The sequence below is a fragment of the Wolbachia endosymbiont (group A) of Therophilus tumidulus genome, from assembly GCF_964277345.1.
Lineage (GTDB): Bacteria > Pseudomonadota > Alphaproteobacteria > Rickettsiales > Anaplasmataceae > Wolbachia > Wolbachia pipientis.
In genome coordinates this window covers 628,557-642,481 of sequence record NZ_OZ195515.1, presented here as the reverse complement: position 1 = coordinate 642,481, position 13,925 = coordinate 628,557, and the positions used below count along the sequence as shown (strand labels likewise).

Annotated in this window: 15 protein-coding genes, 1 tRNA gene and 2 pseudogenes; 6 read left to right on the top strand and 12 right to left on the bottom strand. The window is 35.0% G+C overall.

Annotated features, from left to right (window positions below; all coding sequences use genetic code 11):
- The first annotated feature begins 4 nt into the window (after window positions 1-4).
- The 5 genes from ACICQD_RS03505 to dapA all read left to right on the top strand — a co-directional run bounded on the left by ACICQD_RS03505 (window position 5) and on the right by dapA (window position 2,952).
- Window positions 5-613 (top strand): hypothetical protein, encoded by a 609-nt coding sequence (locus ACICQD_RS03505; protein ID WP_065094800.1) that lies wholly within the window; start codon window positions 5-7, stop codon window positions 611-613.
- A gap of 4 nt (window positions 614-617) precedes the next feature.
- On the top strand, window positions 618-1,424 hold the full coding sequence (locus tag ACICQD_RS03500; RefSeq protein WP_264329850.1) for a hypothetical protein: 807 nt from the start codon (window positions 618-620) through the stop codon (window positions 1,422-1,424).
- A gap of 13 nt (window positions 1,425-1,437) precedes the next feature.
- Window positions 1,438-1,511, top strand: a tRNA-Arg gene (locus ACICQD_RS03495).
- 67 nt (window positions 1,512-1,578) lie between these two features.
- Window positions 1,579-2,061 (top strand): single-stranded DNA-binding protein, encoded by a 483-nt coding sequence (gene ssb, locus ACICQD_RS03490; RefSeq protein WP_010082448.1) that lies wholly within the window; start codon window positions 1,579-1,581, stop codon window positions 2,059-2,061.
- A 9-nt stretch (window positions 2,062-2,070) separates the two neighbouring features.
- Window positions 2,071-2,952, top strand: a complete 882-nt coding sequence (dapA, locus tag ACICQD_RS03485; RefSeq protein WP_395461595.1) for a 4-hydroxy-tetrahydrodipicolinate synthase — start codon at window positions 2,071-2,073, stop codon at window positions 2,950-2,952.
- Between the two features lie 38 nt (window positions 2,953-2,990).
- Here the strand turns inward: dapA and ligA are convergent, their stop codons facing one another.
- Window positions 2,991-4,979 carry an NAD-dependent DNA ligase LigA gene (ligA, locus tag ACICQD_RS03480; protein WP_010962827.1) on the bottom strand — a complete coding sequence of 663 codons (1,989 nt, stop codon included), beginning with the start codon at window positions 4,977-4,979 and terminating at the stop codon, window positions 2,991-2,993.
- Complete coding sequence (locus tag ACICQD_RS03475; RefSeq protein WP_187470058.1) at window positions 4,972-5,130, bottom strand: hypothetical protein; 159 nt, start codon at window positions 5,128-5,130, stop codon at window positions 4,972-4,974. Before ACICQD_RS03475 ends, ligA begins: the two co-directional genes overlap by 8 nt.
- Before the next feature lie 63 nt (window positions 5,131-5,193).
- Between ACICQD_RS03475 and gltX the strand changes: the two genes are divergently transcribed.
- Window positions 5,194-6,516, top strand: coding sequence for a glutamate--tRNA ligase (gltX, locus tag ACICQD_RS03470; RefSeq protein WP_395461594.1), 1,323 nt, complete (start codon window positions 5,194-5,196; stop codon window positions 6,514-6,516).
- Between the two features lie 493 nt (window positions 6,517-7,009).
- Here the strand turns inward: gltX and ACICQD_RS03465 are convergent, their stop codons facing one another.
- The 10 genes and pseudogenes from ACICQD_RS03465 to ACICQD_RS03420 form a co-directional block, all read right to left on the bottom strand.
- Window positions 7,010-8,662, bottom strand: a complete 1,653-nt coding sequence (locus ACICQD_RS03465; RefSeq protein WP_395461593.1) for a recombinase family protein — start codon at window positions 8,660-8,662, stop codon at window positions 7,010-7,012.
- A complete protein-coding gene (locus ACICQD_RS03460) occupies window positions 8,571-8,846 on the bottom strand; it encodes a hypothetical protein (protein WP_017532679.1) in 276 nt (91 codons plus the stop codon). The genes ACICQD_RS03465 and ACICQD_RS03460 overlap by 92 nt, the downstream gene beginning before the upstream one ends.
- A 106-nt stretch (window positions 8,847-8,952) precedes the next feature.
- The gene (locus ACICQD_RS03455; protein ID WP_236514967.1) at window positions 8,953-9,414 is read right to left on the bottom strand and encodes an ankyrin repeat domain-containing protein; all 462 of its coding nucleotides are present in this window, start codon (window positions 9,412-9,414) and stop codon (window positions 8,953-8,955) included.
- A 25-nt stretch (window positions 9,415-9,439) separates the two neighbouring features.
- A pseudogene (locus ACICQD_RS03450) lies at window positions 9,440-9,676 on the bottom strand (ankyrin repeat domain-containing protein); the annotation flags it as partial.
- A gap of 5 nt (window positions 9,677-9,681) precedes the next feature.
- Window positions 9,682-9,837, bottom strand: a complete 156-nt coding sequence (locus tag ACICQD_RS03445) for a hypothetical protein (protein WP_395461592.1) — start codon at window positions 9,835-9,837, stop codon at window positions 9,682-9,684.
- A protein-coding gene (locus ACICQD_RS03440) for an IS5 family transposase (protein WP_395461446.1) occupies window positions 9,821-10,647 on the bottom strand; the annotation gives its coding sequence in 2 pieces (ribosomal slippage) (window positions 9,821-10,260 and window positions 10,260-10,647; 828 coding nt in all). Before ACICQD_RS03440 ends, ACICQD_RS03445 begins: the two co-directional genes overlap by 17 nt.
- A 57-nt stretch (window positions 10,648-10,704) precedes the next feature.
- Window positions 10,705-11,193 (bottom strand): annotated as a pseudogene (locus tag ACICQD_RS03435) (ankyrin repeat domain-containing protein); the annotation flags it as partial.
- A 168-nt stretch (window positions 11,194-11,361) separates the two neighbouring features.
- Complete coding sequence (locus ACICQD_RS03430) at window positions 11,362-12,531, bottom strand: phage tail protein (RefSeq protein ID WP_395461591.1); 1,170 nt, start codon at window positions 12,529-12,531, stop codon at window positions 11,362-11,364.
- A gap of 263 nt (window positions 12,532-12,794) precedes the next feature.
- Complete coding sequence (locus ACICQD_RS03425; protein WP_236514963.1) at window positions 12,795-13,586, bottom strand: baseplate J/gp47 family protein; 792 nt, start codon at window positions 13,584-13,586, stop codon at window positions 12,795-12,797.
- A gap of 2 nt (window positions 13,587-13,588) precedes the next feature.
- Complete coding sequence (locus ACICQD_RS03420) at window positions 13,589-13,924, bottom strand: GPW/gp25 family protein (protein ID WP_264377831.1); 336 nt, start codon at window positions 13,922-13,924, stop codon at window positions 13,589-13,591.
- Window position 13,925 lies beyond the last annotated feature (1 nt).

The window sequence follows — 13,925 nt, the reverse complement described above, 5'->3', positions numbered from 1 at the left end:
ATTAATGACTATCTCTCAATTAAAAAGAAAAGCTACAATTCAGTTTATATCGTATTTGTTATTATCTGTTGGATTAATAGGGTTATTAACATATGTTGTTATCTATAACGAAAAGATTTATAATAAAAACCAAATTGCGATTGATAAAATACGTTCTATTAATTTACAGATTACTGGAATTCAAAAAAAGGAAGTTGTTCTAAATAAAAACCTAGATTTATGGAAAAAAATTTCTTCTTCAAATTTACATAGTAGCAGATACATTGCAAATTTAAATTTCGAGCTTAGCAAGTTATATAAAAAGTACTATATATTAGAACCTGAAATATCAATTTCTATACCCGAAGAAGTTGAGCTCCACAACAAAAGTGAACGCACAAAAGTAATAAAAAGTGAAGTGGTCCTAAATTTAAGCTCAATCAGCGATAAGCATATTTTTTTATTTCTACAGTCTATTCCAAATCTGCCCGGTTATGTTATGATCAAATCTCTTATTTTAAATAAGCAGAGAAATATTGATGCTGCAACTATGAATCAGATTTTGAATGGTAATATGATAGAGATAGTGAGAGCTAATATAGTCTTTGATTGGTATACTATATTAAGTAGATAAGGTGATGAACATAAAGCTGTTTTTTATTTTTACGCTACTCATTTCCAATGTTAATGCATATTGCAGTTGTGAAGATATCATAGAAAGCATAGAAATTTGTAAGGAGTATTCTTGCCGACAATATATTGGCAATGAAGATTTTATTGAGCATAAAATATTAGGATTAAATAGTGGAAATTTATGCGTATATATAGAAAAACAAGGTAATGATGAAATGGTTTGTCATCATTCTCAGTATGGAATGATGATAGAAAAAAGATATTTTGAAAGTATTCTTAAAGTTGGCAATCAAGAAATCGACGATTTTATTGATATAGCAAATTTGCGTGCAAAAGAGTGTTTCTTTATCAACAATCAAAAACTAAGCTATACAGATCGGGACGATATAATAAGAGAAGCAGTGGAAAGTGACTTTGACGTTTTGTCACAATATAGTAACGTAAAAAGCATTTTTTTTGATGAAGAGCCAGTTAATAAAATGGTTCATGAAATGGAAAAGTTCAATTTATGGTCTTCAAAAGCTGCGAAAGAGGAGAATTTCAACTGTAAGGTAGTGAGTTTAGACTCAATTTTATATCTTTCTCTCGATACATGGAAAATATGGGTAAATGGAAAGTTGTTTATAAACACTAAGGATTTAAAAGTGCACTCAGTCACTGAAAATTATGTAACTTTTGTATGGACCGTAGATCAAAAAGCAATAAAAAAGCATGCGAATGATTCTCAAAATGTATATTTTGGATATGGGAGTATTATGTTTACGCTTTATCCAAAACAAAAATTTGACTTGGATGGCTTATCTATTAAATAACTTAAATATATATGCGCTTGTAGCTCAGTTGGATAGAGCGTTGCCCTCCGGAGGCAAAGGCCGTGGGTTCGAATCCCTCCAAGCGCACTTTTAATTAAATTTGACAATAGTATTTTCACATAAGATAATAAAAGGATTTATTTAGAGCATAATTATGTCTGGTGGTACCATAAACAAAGTCATACTAGTTGGTAATTTAGGAAAAGATCCTGAAATTAGGACTACACAAAATGGAAAAGAAATGGCAAGTTTTTCAATAGCCACGTCTGAAAGTTGGACTGACAAACTTTCCGGTATGCGCTCTGAAAAGACAGAGTGGCATAATATCGTAATTTTTAGTGAAGGATTAGTAAAAATCGTCAAAGATTTTGCACGTAAAGGCAGTAAAGTTTATGTTGAAGGTTCTTTGAGAACTAGAAAATGGACTGACCAAAACGGTGGTGAAAGATACACAACAGAGGTGGTTCTATATAATTTTAATAGCGCTCTTACTCTCTTGGATTCACGAAATAGTGCGCCAAATTCTGATTACAAGCCAAGTGAATACAAACAAGGTGAAACAGAACAAAAAGATAAACACGAAAGTTTTGACAACGATATAAAAGATGAACTACTCGACGATGAAATACCATTTTAACAATTTAAATTGAAATCTACATTTTTATGGACTGCTTGTGTTACTCCTTTTAATTGCAATGGAGATAGTATAGATTATAGCAGTTTGCAGCGTTTACTGACAATGCAAGTTAAAGCTGAAAATGGCGTAGTGTTGCTGGGTAGCACAGGTGAGAGCCTATCGCTTACTGATTCTGAAAAGCGTACATTAGTTGAATTCGTATGTAAGCTAAAATTAAATACGAAAATTATAATTGGCGTACCAGGAGTGAATCTATATCAGACTCTTGAATGGCTTGATTTTTGCAAGGGTATGCCTATTCATGGCTATCTAATGACAACTCCCATTTATGCAAAGCCCGGAATTATGGGGCAGACTTTATGGTTTGAAAAGCTGCTTGAGAAAGCACATGTGCCGGTTATGTTTTACAATATTCCATCAAGAGCAGGAATAAATCTTCACGCTGAAACTGTACGCAACTTATCCAGCCACGAAAAATTTTGGGCTATCAAAGATTCAAATGGCACTGTTGATACTTTAGCTCAGTATAAGAAAGTTGCACCAAATATTGAGGTCTTTTGTGGAGATGATAATATGATATCCGATATGGCCGCTTATGGTGCGGCTGGCCTGGTTTCCGTTGCTTCCAATGTTTGGCCATATGTAGCACATGAATATGTTAAGAAGTGCCTCAATGGCAGGAACCCTCAGGCAGATATCTGGCAACAGGCTTGCGAAGCCCTATTTATTGCCAGCAACCCAATACCCACTAAAGCACTTTTGCATGATATTGGGCTCATAGAACATCAAACTGTCCGCCTACCGCTCAGCACAGAAGACTTGCCTTCTGTTGAAAAATTGAGGCAAGTCAATAAAATGATTCTTGGATGGAAAGAATTGGCTACTCTCTAAATAGTCTTGCAACTTTGATTTAATATACAATCCAAGTTTCATTTGAACACTCCCAAACTTATCACTTTATGCCACTGGTCTTCATCTAAAATTTCTACACCTAATTCCACTGCCTTTTTATATTTGGATCCTGGTTTTTCTCCTGCAATTAGGTAGTCAGTTTTAGCAGAAAGATGTGAGCTGACCTTTGCTCCTAGAGTTTTGGCTCTTACTTTTGCCTCTCCTCTACTCATAGCAAGTAGCTTACCAGTAAACACTATAATTTTATTATTTAAAACAGAGTTACTAGAGTTGGAGCTCACAGGAAGAATTTGAAGACAAGCAGTAAGATCATTTAACATTTTGATGTTATGTTCCTTAGAAAAAAATGATTCCAAAGATTCAGCCCCTTTTTTTCCTATGCCATCTATACCTACTAGCTCAGTATTATCTAATGACAGTTCAATCATCGAATTATACCAGTTATTATAAGAAACATAATAATCTGCAAGCAATTCTGCTGCAACTTGGCCAATAAATCTAATACCTAAAGAAAATATAAACCTATCTAGAGTTATTACCCTTCTGCTTTGTATAGAATTTAACAAATTAGCTATAGATTTCTCGCCCCAACCAGACTGTTCTTCCAGATTAAATTCATCCAATCTTTCTTCTAAAGTAAAAATATCATGGATTTGTTTTATCAGACCAAGGTCGTAAAAAAACTCTATCTGCTTATCACCAAGGCCAACAATGTCAAATGCATCTTTCGATACAAAATGCTTTAGTTTTTCTATCATTTGAGCTTTACAGGCAAATTCCTCAGGACATCTTACTGCTGCCTCTCCCTCAACCTGACGTACTTTACTACCACATTCAGGGCATACTTCAGGAAACACAAATTCAGGTGTATTTGGAAGACGAGAATCTCTGCTTACTTCAACGATCTGGGGAATTACATCACCTGCCCTTTTGATTGTTACAATATCTCCCTCTCTTATGTCTTTACGTTTTATCTCATCTTGGTTATGCAGACTTGCTCTACTAACTAGCACCCCACCAACATTGACTGGCACTAAATCTGCAACTGGAGTTAAAACCCCTGTTCTGCCCACCTGTATAAATATCTTGTTTAACTTTGTTTTTGCATAAACCGCAGAAAACTTGTATGCAAGTGCTGAGCGCGGTGCTTTGTGAGTATTCCCTAGACGATTTTGTAGTACCAAATCATTTACTTTATAGACTATTCCATCAATATCATAATCCAAGTTATAGCGACAGTTATAGACTTCATTATAGAACTTCAGCATTCCATCTAAACTACTCGTTAAGGACTGATGCTCATTTACGCAAAAACCAAGTGCCTCAAGCTTATTTAGTACCTCACTTTGACTTTTCTCTGCTCCACCAATCAAAGAATAAGCAAAATATCTAAGAGGTCTGCTTGCTGTAATGTTTGCATCCAATTGCTTTAGAGAACCAGCGGCTGCATTTCGAGGATTGGCAAATTCATCGTTTTCATTTAACTTTAAAAAGTCGCTGTTACTGATGTATATTTCACCTCTTACTTCTAGTCTTCCTTGCACACCTTGCAAAAACTTAGGAAAGCCTTTTATTGTTGCAACATTGTGAGTGACATCTTCCCCTACAAAACCATCACCTCGAGTTGCAGCTTTAACAAATCTTCCATCCTCATAAATTGCAGAAAACGACAACCCATCAATTTTTGGTTCACATAATATCTCTATTTTGTCCTCAATTAAAAACCTCTTTATTTTAGACAAAAATTTCTCTACACCTTGTTCATCATAAGCATTCTCAAGGGAAAGCATAGGTTCTTGATGTTCCACCTTAGAAAACCTCTCATCAGGTGGAGCACCAACACTATCTTGTGTTGCATAAATTTCTGGCTCTATCTCAGCTAACTTTTTCTTCAGTTCATCATATTCAGCATCACTTATTTCTGGCTTATTTTTTTGGTGATACAAAACATTATGATAATTTATTTGATCTTGCAGTTTTTCTCTCATCTTTTCTAAGTTAGTCATGATACCAATATAATGCTACATTAGCCTTTGTCGTCAAGCTGTGAATTTTCTTGAATTTATCATATGGTCTTAATCCATCAAATATCAAAGGTGCCACAATGCTATAGCCATACTTATTCTTCTCTCGCTCAATTGTATTAGCAGATCTCACTTGCTTTAGCCATATATTTATATAAAATTAAAATAAATTAGAGTAAACAATATTGCTGTTTAAATGCTAACAAGATTCGCTCCAAGCCCAACTGGCTACCTCCACGTAGGAAACGTACGAACTGCCTTGGTTTGTTGGATGTACACACGCAATCAAAATGGAAAATTTTTACTCCGTTTTGATGATACTGACCTTCAGCGTTCAGATGTCAAATATATAAATGATATCATACAAGATTTGAAATGGATTGGTATTAATTGGGATGCAAGTTTCAAGCAATCAGAGCGCTTTGAGCGTTACAATGAGGTGTTTTTGCAGTTAATAAAAGAAGGGCATATTTATGCATGCTATGAAACAAGAGAAGAGTTAGACATTAAACGAAAATTGCAGTTAAAACAAGGACTTCCCCCTGTATATGACAGAAGCGCGTTACTTCTAACTGAGCAAGAGAAAATTAGTTATGAGCAAGAAGGAAGAAGACCACATTTTAGATTTAAGTTGGATAGAAATGAGGTTGTTAAATGGAATGATGAAGTTAAAGGTGAAATAAATATTGCAACCAGTAGCATAAGTGACCCTGTGGTAAAAAGAGAAGATGGAATTTACACATACATGTTACCTTCTGTTATTGATGATGTTGACTTTAATGTAACCCATGTTGTACGCGGGGAAGATCATGTAACTAATACCGCAGTTCAGCTCCAAATGATTAAAGCATTAAAAGCGAAAATCCCTACATTTGCTCACCTTTCTCTGCTACATTTTGATGATAGCAAAATATCCAAGCGAACCGGCGTGCTGGACATTAAATCTATAAAAGAAGATGAAATTGAACCGATGGCACTAGTTAGTTATTTAGTGAAGCTTGGAACATCCAATCCAATTGAAGCTTGCGCCTGTATGCAATCTTTGATTGATTCATTTGACATTAAAAAATTTAGCTCAGCATGTACGCAATTTAGCTTGAGTGAAGCATACAAGCTAAATAGCAAAGTGCTGCAACAAATGCCATTTGAAATTATACAAGAACGTTTAAATCAAATTGGAGTGGACTCCTCAGAGTTTTGGTATTTTATAAAGAACAATATAGAAAGGTTTTCTGAGGTGGCCAAGTGGTGGAAAATATGCAAATCCGATATAGAGCCTGTGATTCTTGATAAGGAGCTTATAAAAATCGCGCTCAATACATTGCCTCAAGACGATTATAATGAAAACACATTATCAGAGTGGGTCACAACTATTCGGCACACAGTAGATATAAAGGCAAAAGACCTATTTATGCAGTTGCGCTTAGCTTTAACAGGAACAGAAACAGGACCAGAGCTCGCTAAATTATTAATTTTTATCGGCAAAGAAAATATCATTGCAAGGTTAAAAGAAAAGTGAAAACTAAAGAATTATAGCTAATGCAATCCCTACGTCATACCGCGATTCATTCGCGGTATCTCAGCCGCTAACAAGAGATCCCGCTAACAAGCAGCGGGATGACGGTTGTCGTTTAGCCATAAACATTAAGAAATTTACCAAATGAAAAAAAAGGCAAAAGAAGCCCCGTGGTTATTATCCGCTTTAAAATATTGGCGTTTTTTATGTTTTAAACGCTTGACAAGCGAGATTCAGCCGCTTTTAATTGCAACTAACTTACGCTGCAAATGTTTAAGAAATTTACTAAGCAGAAAAAAAGACAAAGAATCCCCGAGTTAGCTAGTCTTTTACTATCTCTGTCGAGTATTGGCATTTTTTGATGTCTTGTAACGCTTTATAAGCGCGTTCAGCTTATTTAGATAAAAATCTAGATGTAGATGAAGTTTTGTAAAGACATACAGTATCTATATACTGCAAAAAATTGAACATAAGACGCCGATACATTAAGTAATCCTTACCTTTTAATCTGCAGATTGGCGAAAGCAAATACAATAGCTTCACTATTATGACGTCCAGTACAATGTTGCAAATTAAAAATCTCTCCATCCTGTGCTGGTTCTTCGATTCTAAACGCCACTTCTACCTGATCATAACCAATCTGAATTCGTTCTACTAATGCTTTAATGATGCCACGCTTAGTTTGCCAATCTAGCTGTTCCAAATTAGATTTTACACTGGAATAAAGACTCTTTATACTGTTGATGATAAGGTTCATTCCCTTCTCTATTGCTTTTTGATCAACTACCTTTTTCTTCTCTTCTTCTATCCCTCTTAAGCGTTCCCTCATTCTTTTCATCGTCTGTTTAAATTCTTCCTCACTTATATATCCTTTATCTCCTACATTTTCTTGACTATAATAGTCTTCCATTAACTTTTCGATGCCTTGTTTTATTTGATTTTCCCTTCTTGCAAACTTCTTATCTGATGATTCATCATTTTTATTTTCTGCAATTCTACGGTGATACTCATTTTTTATTATCTCTGGGTTTTTTAGTAAATTTTTCACCTTTTCCCATATAGCTGTTTCTAACATATCTGTACGGACCAATTTATTAGTACACTTCTCCCTACCATCAGTAATACGTATAGTACTACTACAGCGATAATAGCTAAACTTTTTTCCTTCAACTCCACATTGTGCACCACTATACGCATATCCACAGTTTTGACACACAACTAGACCTTGTAATAGATATTTCTTTTTTCCTCCCTCTCTCTGCATCCTTGCTCTTTTTCTATTTTCATCCAGTTGCTTTTGTACTTTATTAAATAACCCTTCATCAACTATTTTTGGTACTGGTATATAAATCCAGCTGTCCTCATCTGTGCGACAGATAGAAACCTTTTGTTTATTTCTTTCTCTTTTTTCAACCCTCTTTAATTTACCAAACGCTGCTTGTCCTTTATATGCTGGATTTCTTAACACCTTCCAAATTATTATTGGACACCACACCTTCTTTCCAGTTCTTGTTCTAATTGACTTATCTCTTAGTCTACGTATCACTTCCCTTATACTTATTCTCTCTTGCCCTACCCACATGAATATCTGCTTTACTATTTTTGCTTCCTCTTCATTTATTTCAAACTTTGTCTTTTCTCTATCTACATGCTTTATACGATTATAACCAAAAGGTGCAATGCCAATTACACTTACACAGCCTTTTTTTGCTCTATGGAGTTTTCCCCTACGACTACGTTCCATAATCTTTGTACACTCATATTCTGCCACTAATCCTTGCATTCCCAATAACAATTTAGACTCTGGATTATTTTCAGTCTTATGATTTAAGAATATTACTTCTACTCCTGCTTTTTCAAATTCATCAAGTAATATCATTTGATGTGCAGATTTTCTTGATAGTCGGTCAGGTGAATGAATATAAATTTTATCAATTTGATCTTCTCCTACTTTATCACGTAATGCATCTAAACCTTCACGTTCTAAACTCCACCCACTAAGCCCATCATCCTTAAATTCATACTCATTCAATAACTCATGCTTATCTGCAGCAATTCTATGCTTGAGCTCGGCAATTTGACTCTCTATTGTATTGTTCTGCGCTTGACTCTTCGATGAAACTCTTGCATATAAGGCCACTGTTATCATTTTTCTTTATCTCCTTTTCATTGTTTCTTTTTACCGCATACCTTAGTAACAGCTCATAGGCGTCTGCTAGATGTTGTTCCGCTAATTCATCTGGCTCGTATCGGCAAGTTAATGTTCTTTTTCTCATAGTTTCTCCTGCAAATGTTTTTGTAGTGCAAGGAGCCTTACCACTCCTTTTTTCCATCAATCCATTTACTCTTATGAAAAAGACCAACTTTTATCAGCTACAGCCTTCAAATTTGGTCTAGCCCTTCCTTTGCCAACTGCTGTTGCGCTTTCTGATACGACTCTTATTTTTTTAACAAACTTTCCATTTTCTCTGTTTCTTTCTTTAATACCTCGGCTATTTCTTTGCTATTTTTCGCATAATCCATCGCTGTTATTCCAAATTTATCTGCTTGCTCTATTTCAGCCCCTGCTTTTACTAGCTCCTCCACTATTTCTTTTTCTCCGACCATACATGCAAGATGCAGCGGAGTGCATTTATTGCCATACTCTTCAGCATTTACATTCCCTCCTGATTTTATCAATTCTCTAACTGTTTCTAGACGTTTCTCCGTTATCGCTAGATGCAGTGCTGTATGTCCTCTTACATCTGCTGCATTCACATCTACTCCTTTTTCGATTAATAACCTCACTGTTTTTACCTCTACTGCATAATGTAGAGCTGTTCTTCCTTTTTCGTCTCTTTCATAAATATTTTTAAACGAGTTCTCTAATAGTGACTTATCTTTTTTACCCAGCTTTACCATAACTTACCCCACCTTTTCTTTAAACCTAAGCCTTCCTTTTTACCACCTCATCTATCATTGCATTCACTTGGCTGATTATCTTGCTTGCTAAATTTTGACATTCTTTCTTTATTAGCGATTTGTCTCTCTTCCTTATTTCTCCTATCTCTATTATTTTTAGCTCCGGCATGTAGCTTCCATTCAACATGTCTGCTATTTCTCCCACTAGCCCCTCTATTCCATAGCACGTCAGTTCTCTACTTTTTGTTATTAGACCTCTTTCGAAACTCATATAGACAGCTCAAAATTGTGAATTCCTGCTATTAAATTGAATCTCAAGCCAAAACGTTTTCTCCGATTGCGGTATCTGTCTGCAATAATTTTGAATCTTTTTAACAGACCAATTACATTAGACCTCTTTCGAAACTCATATAGACAGCTCAAAATTGTGAATTCCTGCTATTAAATTGAATCTCAAGCCAAAACGTTTTCTCCGATTGCGGTATCTGTCTGCAATAATTTTGAATCTTTTTAACAGACCAATTACATTCTCAACTACTACTCTTTTGCTTGCTAGCTCCCGATTTTCTACCTTTTTTTCCTTAATTAAGGGACTCTTTTTCATCCTTCTGTGTGGCAACTCGACATTTTTGTGAATTTTCTGAAAACCTCTATAGCCAGCATCGGCTAAAACTTTTATACCTTCTGATACATGCACTTTTGACTCCTTGAAAAGCCGAAAGTCATGCTTTCTCCCGTTTGAAAATGACGTACAAATAATTTTCTTGCTCTTCTTTTCTGCAATTATTTGTGTTTTTAGCGTATGTTTTTTCTTCTTTCCTGAATAAAATCTTTTCTGCTTTTTTTTGGTCTCTCTACAGGTGTTTCCGTTGCATCAATCACCAAAATCTCATATTTCACGTCGCTTTTTAGGAGTTCTTTTCGTCCTGGCAATGCGAAATCTTGGTGTTGTATTAGAGTATCCTCTACCCATTTTACAGTTTTATATGCCGTACTTTCACTTACTCCATAACTTTGACTTATGTGAAAATATGTACGGTATTCTCGTAAGTATTCTAATACCATGAGCAGCATATTCTCCTCGTTTAGCTTATTTTTCCTTCCTCCTTTGGCTTTCTTTTTTTTATTTTCTTCACATAAAATCCCTACCATTTTGTTAAATGTTGATCTCTTTACTCCTGTTAGTCGACGAAACTCCCCTTTATCGAGCTCTTTCACTATTTCATACTTCATTTCTCCTTACCTCAAAATTACTATTTTTACTGCTTTATCCTAGTTTCGAAAGAAGTCTATTCCTCCTTTTTCTCTCAAAAATTTACTCGCCTTTTCACTCTCTTTGCTATCACATAGACGATACTTTTCACTTTCCCAGATGTAATACATTGGCGTTGCGCCGTACTTATTCAGTTGATTAACTTCAGCTCCAGCCTTTACCAGCTCTTTTATTATTTCAACTCCTGCTCCTCCCATCTTGCACGCAGAGTGGAGTGGCGTACATCCAGTGACATATTGAGTGGCATTTACTTCTGCTCCCGACCTTAGCAGCACTTTTACATTTTCTAAACTCTTTGCGAATACTGCACAGTGTAGAGGTGTATAACCATTTTTATCTCTTGCATTTACCTCTGCTCCTTTTTTTATTAATAATCTCACTGTTTTGTAATCAGAGATTTCTACTGCTTGATGCAAGATCGTCTCTCCTTCTTCATTTCTTTTATTAATGTCTTTAAATCCGTTACTTGATACTTCTTTAAAAAACTTACTCTTGCTAAAACTCATTTCATACCTCACAAAATTAGCTTTTCTAGCACCAGACAAATTTCTTATATTTACCTGCTGCTATTCAATTCATGTCCTTTTTAGCATGAGAAAGCAAGTCTTTTTCTTTTTATTTCATACACTTTTACCTATTATTAATATAATATATGAGTATCTAAATATAAGTACTTAACTTATTAGAGATATTATTCGACTATCTTTCCAACTTCTGTGCAAATGTCGATGTTCATGCCACTTCAGTACTCCCGGGTAAAATACTAAAATGTGCTTTTCTAATTCGTGTATTGAGTCTTTTTGCTCTGAATCCAAATCATTTTTATAGTAAACGTTGTGTTCTGCTAAAACATATTTTCTGACCTTCTGATCTGTATAATTTTCTACTTTATAGTTGTGAATAACGCTAAATCTTTCTAAAATTGGCTTGTGTTTTAAATTCCAATATTGCCCTGAAAGTTTATCGCTTCCCAATACAAATTTATTTCCTCTTTCCTCTACACTACTTACTGGAAAACATGCGTTTATTTCTCCTAAGCTCCAACTGTTGTCTGATAATACTATCTGCGCTTTTGCAAATTTAATCGATGGTAATAAACTTTGTGGTAATGGATATAGTGCTTTTAAACTGTACCACTGATGACTCCTTTCATAGATGCCTTTGTAATCCTTTGTGTGAGTCTCTGTTTCTCCAAGTACTGCTACATCTAATCGATATATGTCATTACTAAATGTTTGTTCATAATGATCGCGTAGATAGTTTTCTATAATCCTAATAACTGGACCACTAGACCTGAAAAAATTTACTCTTCCAAATGATAACACTGGTCCATCTTTTTCTATTTTTACCCCTGAATAATCAGAAAGAAGATCTCCAAATAAACTCTCATCCAATATAAATCTCTGCACATTATAATAATCGTTAAAAATCCTCATTAGCCTTGATCTTGCTGGTAATGATAGTTTTGCAAGTTCTACTACTGCATCTACAAAAAAGTCATTTGGAACATCTTTTATTCCTATTTGTAATTCAAAGAAGTGTTTACCAGGTGGTTCTTCGATAATTGTAATATCTTCTATATTTGCCCACTTTAGTGCTATTTTAAGTGATGCAGGTGTTCCTCTCAGTCTTTGAAATTTTACTCCTTCTACTATCGCCCTTCTTTTATTTTTTACCCAGCGCAATATCTCTTCTAAACCATATTCTTCTATTATCCATGGTAATGTTTCTTCTTTCAGGTTGAACTTAAACCCTCTTATACAGCTTGGATCAACCTTATAATCTATTGCATCAACCAGTGCTTGCTCTTGCTTTGTTGCGTTTGGCGGTAATAAACTTTTCATTTGTCTTTTCTTTCAAGTTGCTTTAACTTCCTTTATTTAGGTAGCTTATGAGTAAGCAAGAGATCATTGCAGAAAAATAAAGATGTTCTTAATATCGAAAACACTCTCCATAATATTTGACCATATTATCCATACTTTAAAAAACAAGTTACAACTTCTGGAAGAAAATCAATACTTTCGTCTCCCTAACATTGGATCCAGTAAACCTTAAACCACTTATTGCACGCAATCCCCTCACTGGCACAAAACAAAAAAAATACGTTTTAAATCCTATCTAACTTGACGTAGCCAAGCACTGCACACTCATTCCCCAGAACCACAACATCCTCTCTTGGCTCGATTAATTCTACGTTTTCTACACCCTCTACAAACAAATTTGCTATTATCCATGATCTTGTTACGTTCCATCCCAACCTTTTGCTTGCTTCAAACTTCTTAATAAATTGCTTCTTGATTTCCTCCTTTGATATTACAGGACTTATGCTCATTCTGCTGTGAATATCTATTTCCATAATATTGCAACCTATCACTTTTACTGTATCGGTTAAAACCCTTATATCATCTCTAGTAACCTGCTTTTTTACAATTTCTAGTAGCTCTTCTGACGCTTTGGATAACTCTGTGGATAAAATTGAGATTTCTACACTTCCTGGCACTTTTGACTCAACCAGCGCATCCTTTACTCTTCTATCTGCTGAGAGTGCTTGAAACCGATAATGCTCTTTACTACCTCCTGTGCTTGAGCCAACTATTCTTGCCTTGATTCTTTTTCTGAAGCGTTCATCTTCTTCTCCATCTTGCCTCTCTGCTCCATAAAACTCAGCTAAATTATCAAGCTCTTCTCCCCTTGCAAACTTGAGTAAATTGCTTTTTACCGCTTCATTTATTCTTTGTCTCAGCAAAAGCTCTCTCCAGGCTGCTACTTCTAAAATCTTCATCGCTGGGTCACTTTCAATTAGTGCTGTAAAACTTTTATCTCGACTTATTAATTCTTCTTTCATCCGAGCAAAAATCTCTTCAAAGTTCAGTGGTTCGATAATATTTGGCTGCTGCATTTTTAAACAACTACTCCATTAATATTTATGAACTTACCTTCTGAAAGATAGACACCTTCTAAATTCAATGTTACTCTCCCTTCTTTTACTTCTGTTATCTTCACTTTCTCTAATTTAAACCTTCTCTCCCATTTTTCTAGTGCTCCTGCTACTGCTGCATAAATTTCTAGTGTAAAATCACGATTTATTGGCTTATCCACCAATTCAAATAATCTTGAGCCATAATCTCTCCTCATTATTCTACTGTTAATAGGAGTGGTCAGTATATCAATTATCGACTGCTTTAAGTGCTCTATTCCTTCTAACGTCTTTCCTGTTTTAGCATCCATACCCTTCATT

Bases quoted from the DNA above. Each gene is read 5' to 3' on its own strand.
- ACICQD_RS03505 (WP_065094800.1), top strand. From the start codon at position 5: ATGACTATCTCTCAATTAAAAAGAAAAGCTACAATTCAGTTTATATCG.
- ACICQD_RS03500 (WP_264329850.1), top strand. From the start codon at position 618: ATGAACATAAAGCTGTTTTTTATTTTTACGCTACTCATTTCCAATGTT.
- ssb (WP_010082448.1), top strand. From the start codon at position 1,579: ATGTCTGGTGGTACCATAAACAAAGTCATACTAGTTGGTAATTTAGGA.
- ligA (WP_010962827.1), bottom strand. From the start codon at position 4,979: ATGACTAACTTAGAAAAGATGAGAGAAAAACTGCAAGATCAAATAAAT.
- gltX (WP_395461594.1), top strand. From the start codon at position 5,194: ATGCTAACAAGATTCGCTCCAAGCCCAACTGGCTACCTCCACGTAGGA.
- ACICQD_RS03465 (WP_395461593.1), bottom strand. From the start codon at position 8,662: ATGATAACAGTGGCCTTATATGCAAGAGTTTCATCGAAGAGTCAAGCG.
- ACICQD_RS03460 (WP_017532679.1), bottom strand. From the start codon at position 8,846: ATGGAAAAAAGGAGTGGTAAGGCTCCTTGCACTACAAAAACATTTGCA.
- ACICQD_RS03455 (WP_236514967.1), bottom strand. From the start codon at position 9,414: ATGGTAAAGCTGGGTAAAAAAGATAAGTCACTATTAGAGAACTCGTTT.
- ACICQD_RS03430 (WP_395461591.1), bottom strand. From the start codon at position 12,531: ATGAAAAGTTTATTACCGCCAAACGCAACAAAGCAAGAGCAAGCACTG.
- ACICQD_RS03425 (WP_236514963.1), bottom strand. From the start codon at position 13,586: ATGCAGCAGCCAAATATTATCGAACCACTGAACTTTGAAGAGATTTTT.
- ACICQD_RS03420 (WP_264377831.1), bottom strand. From the start codon at position 13,924: ATGAAGGGTATGGATGCTAAAACAGGAAAGACGTTAGAAGGAATAGAG.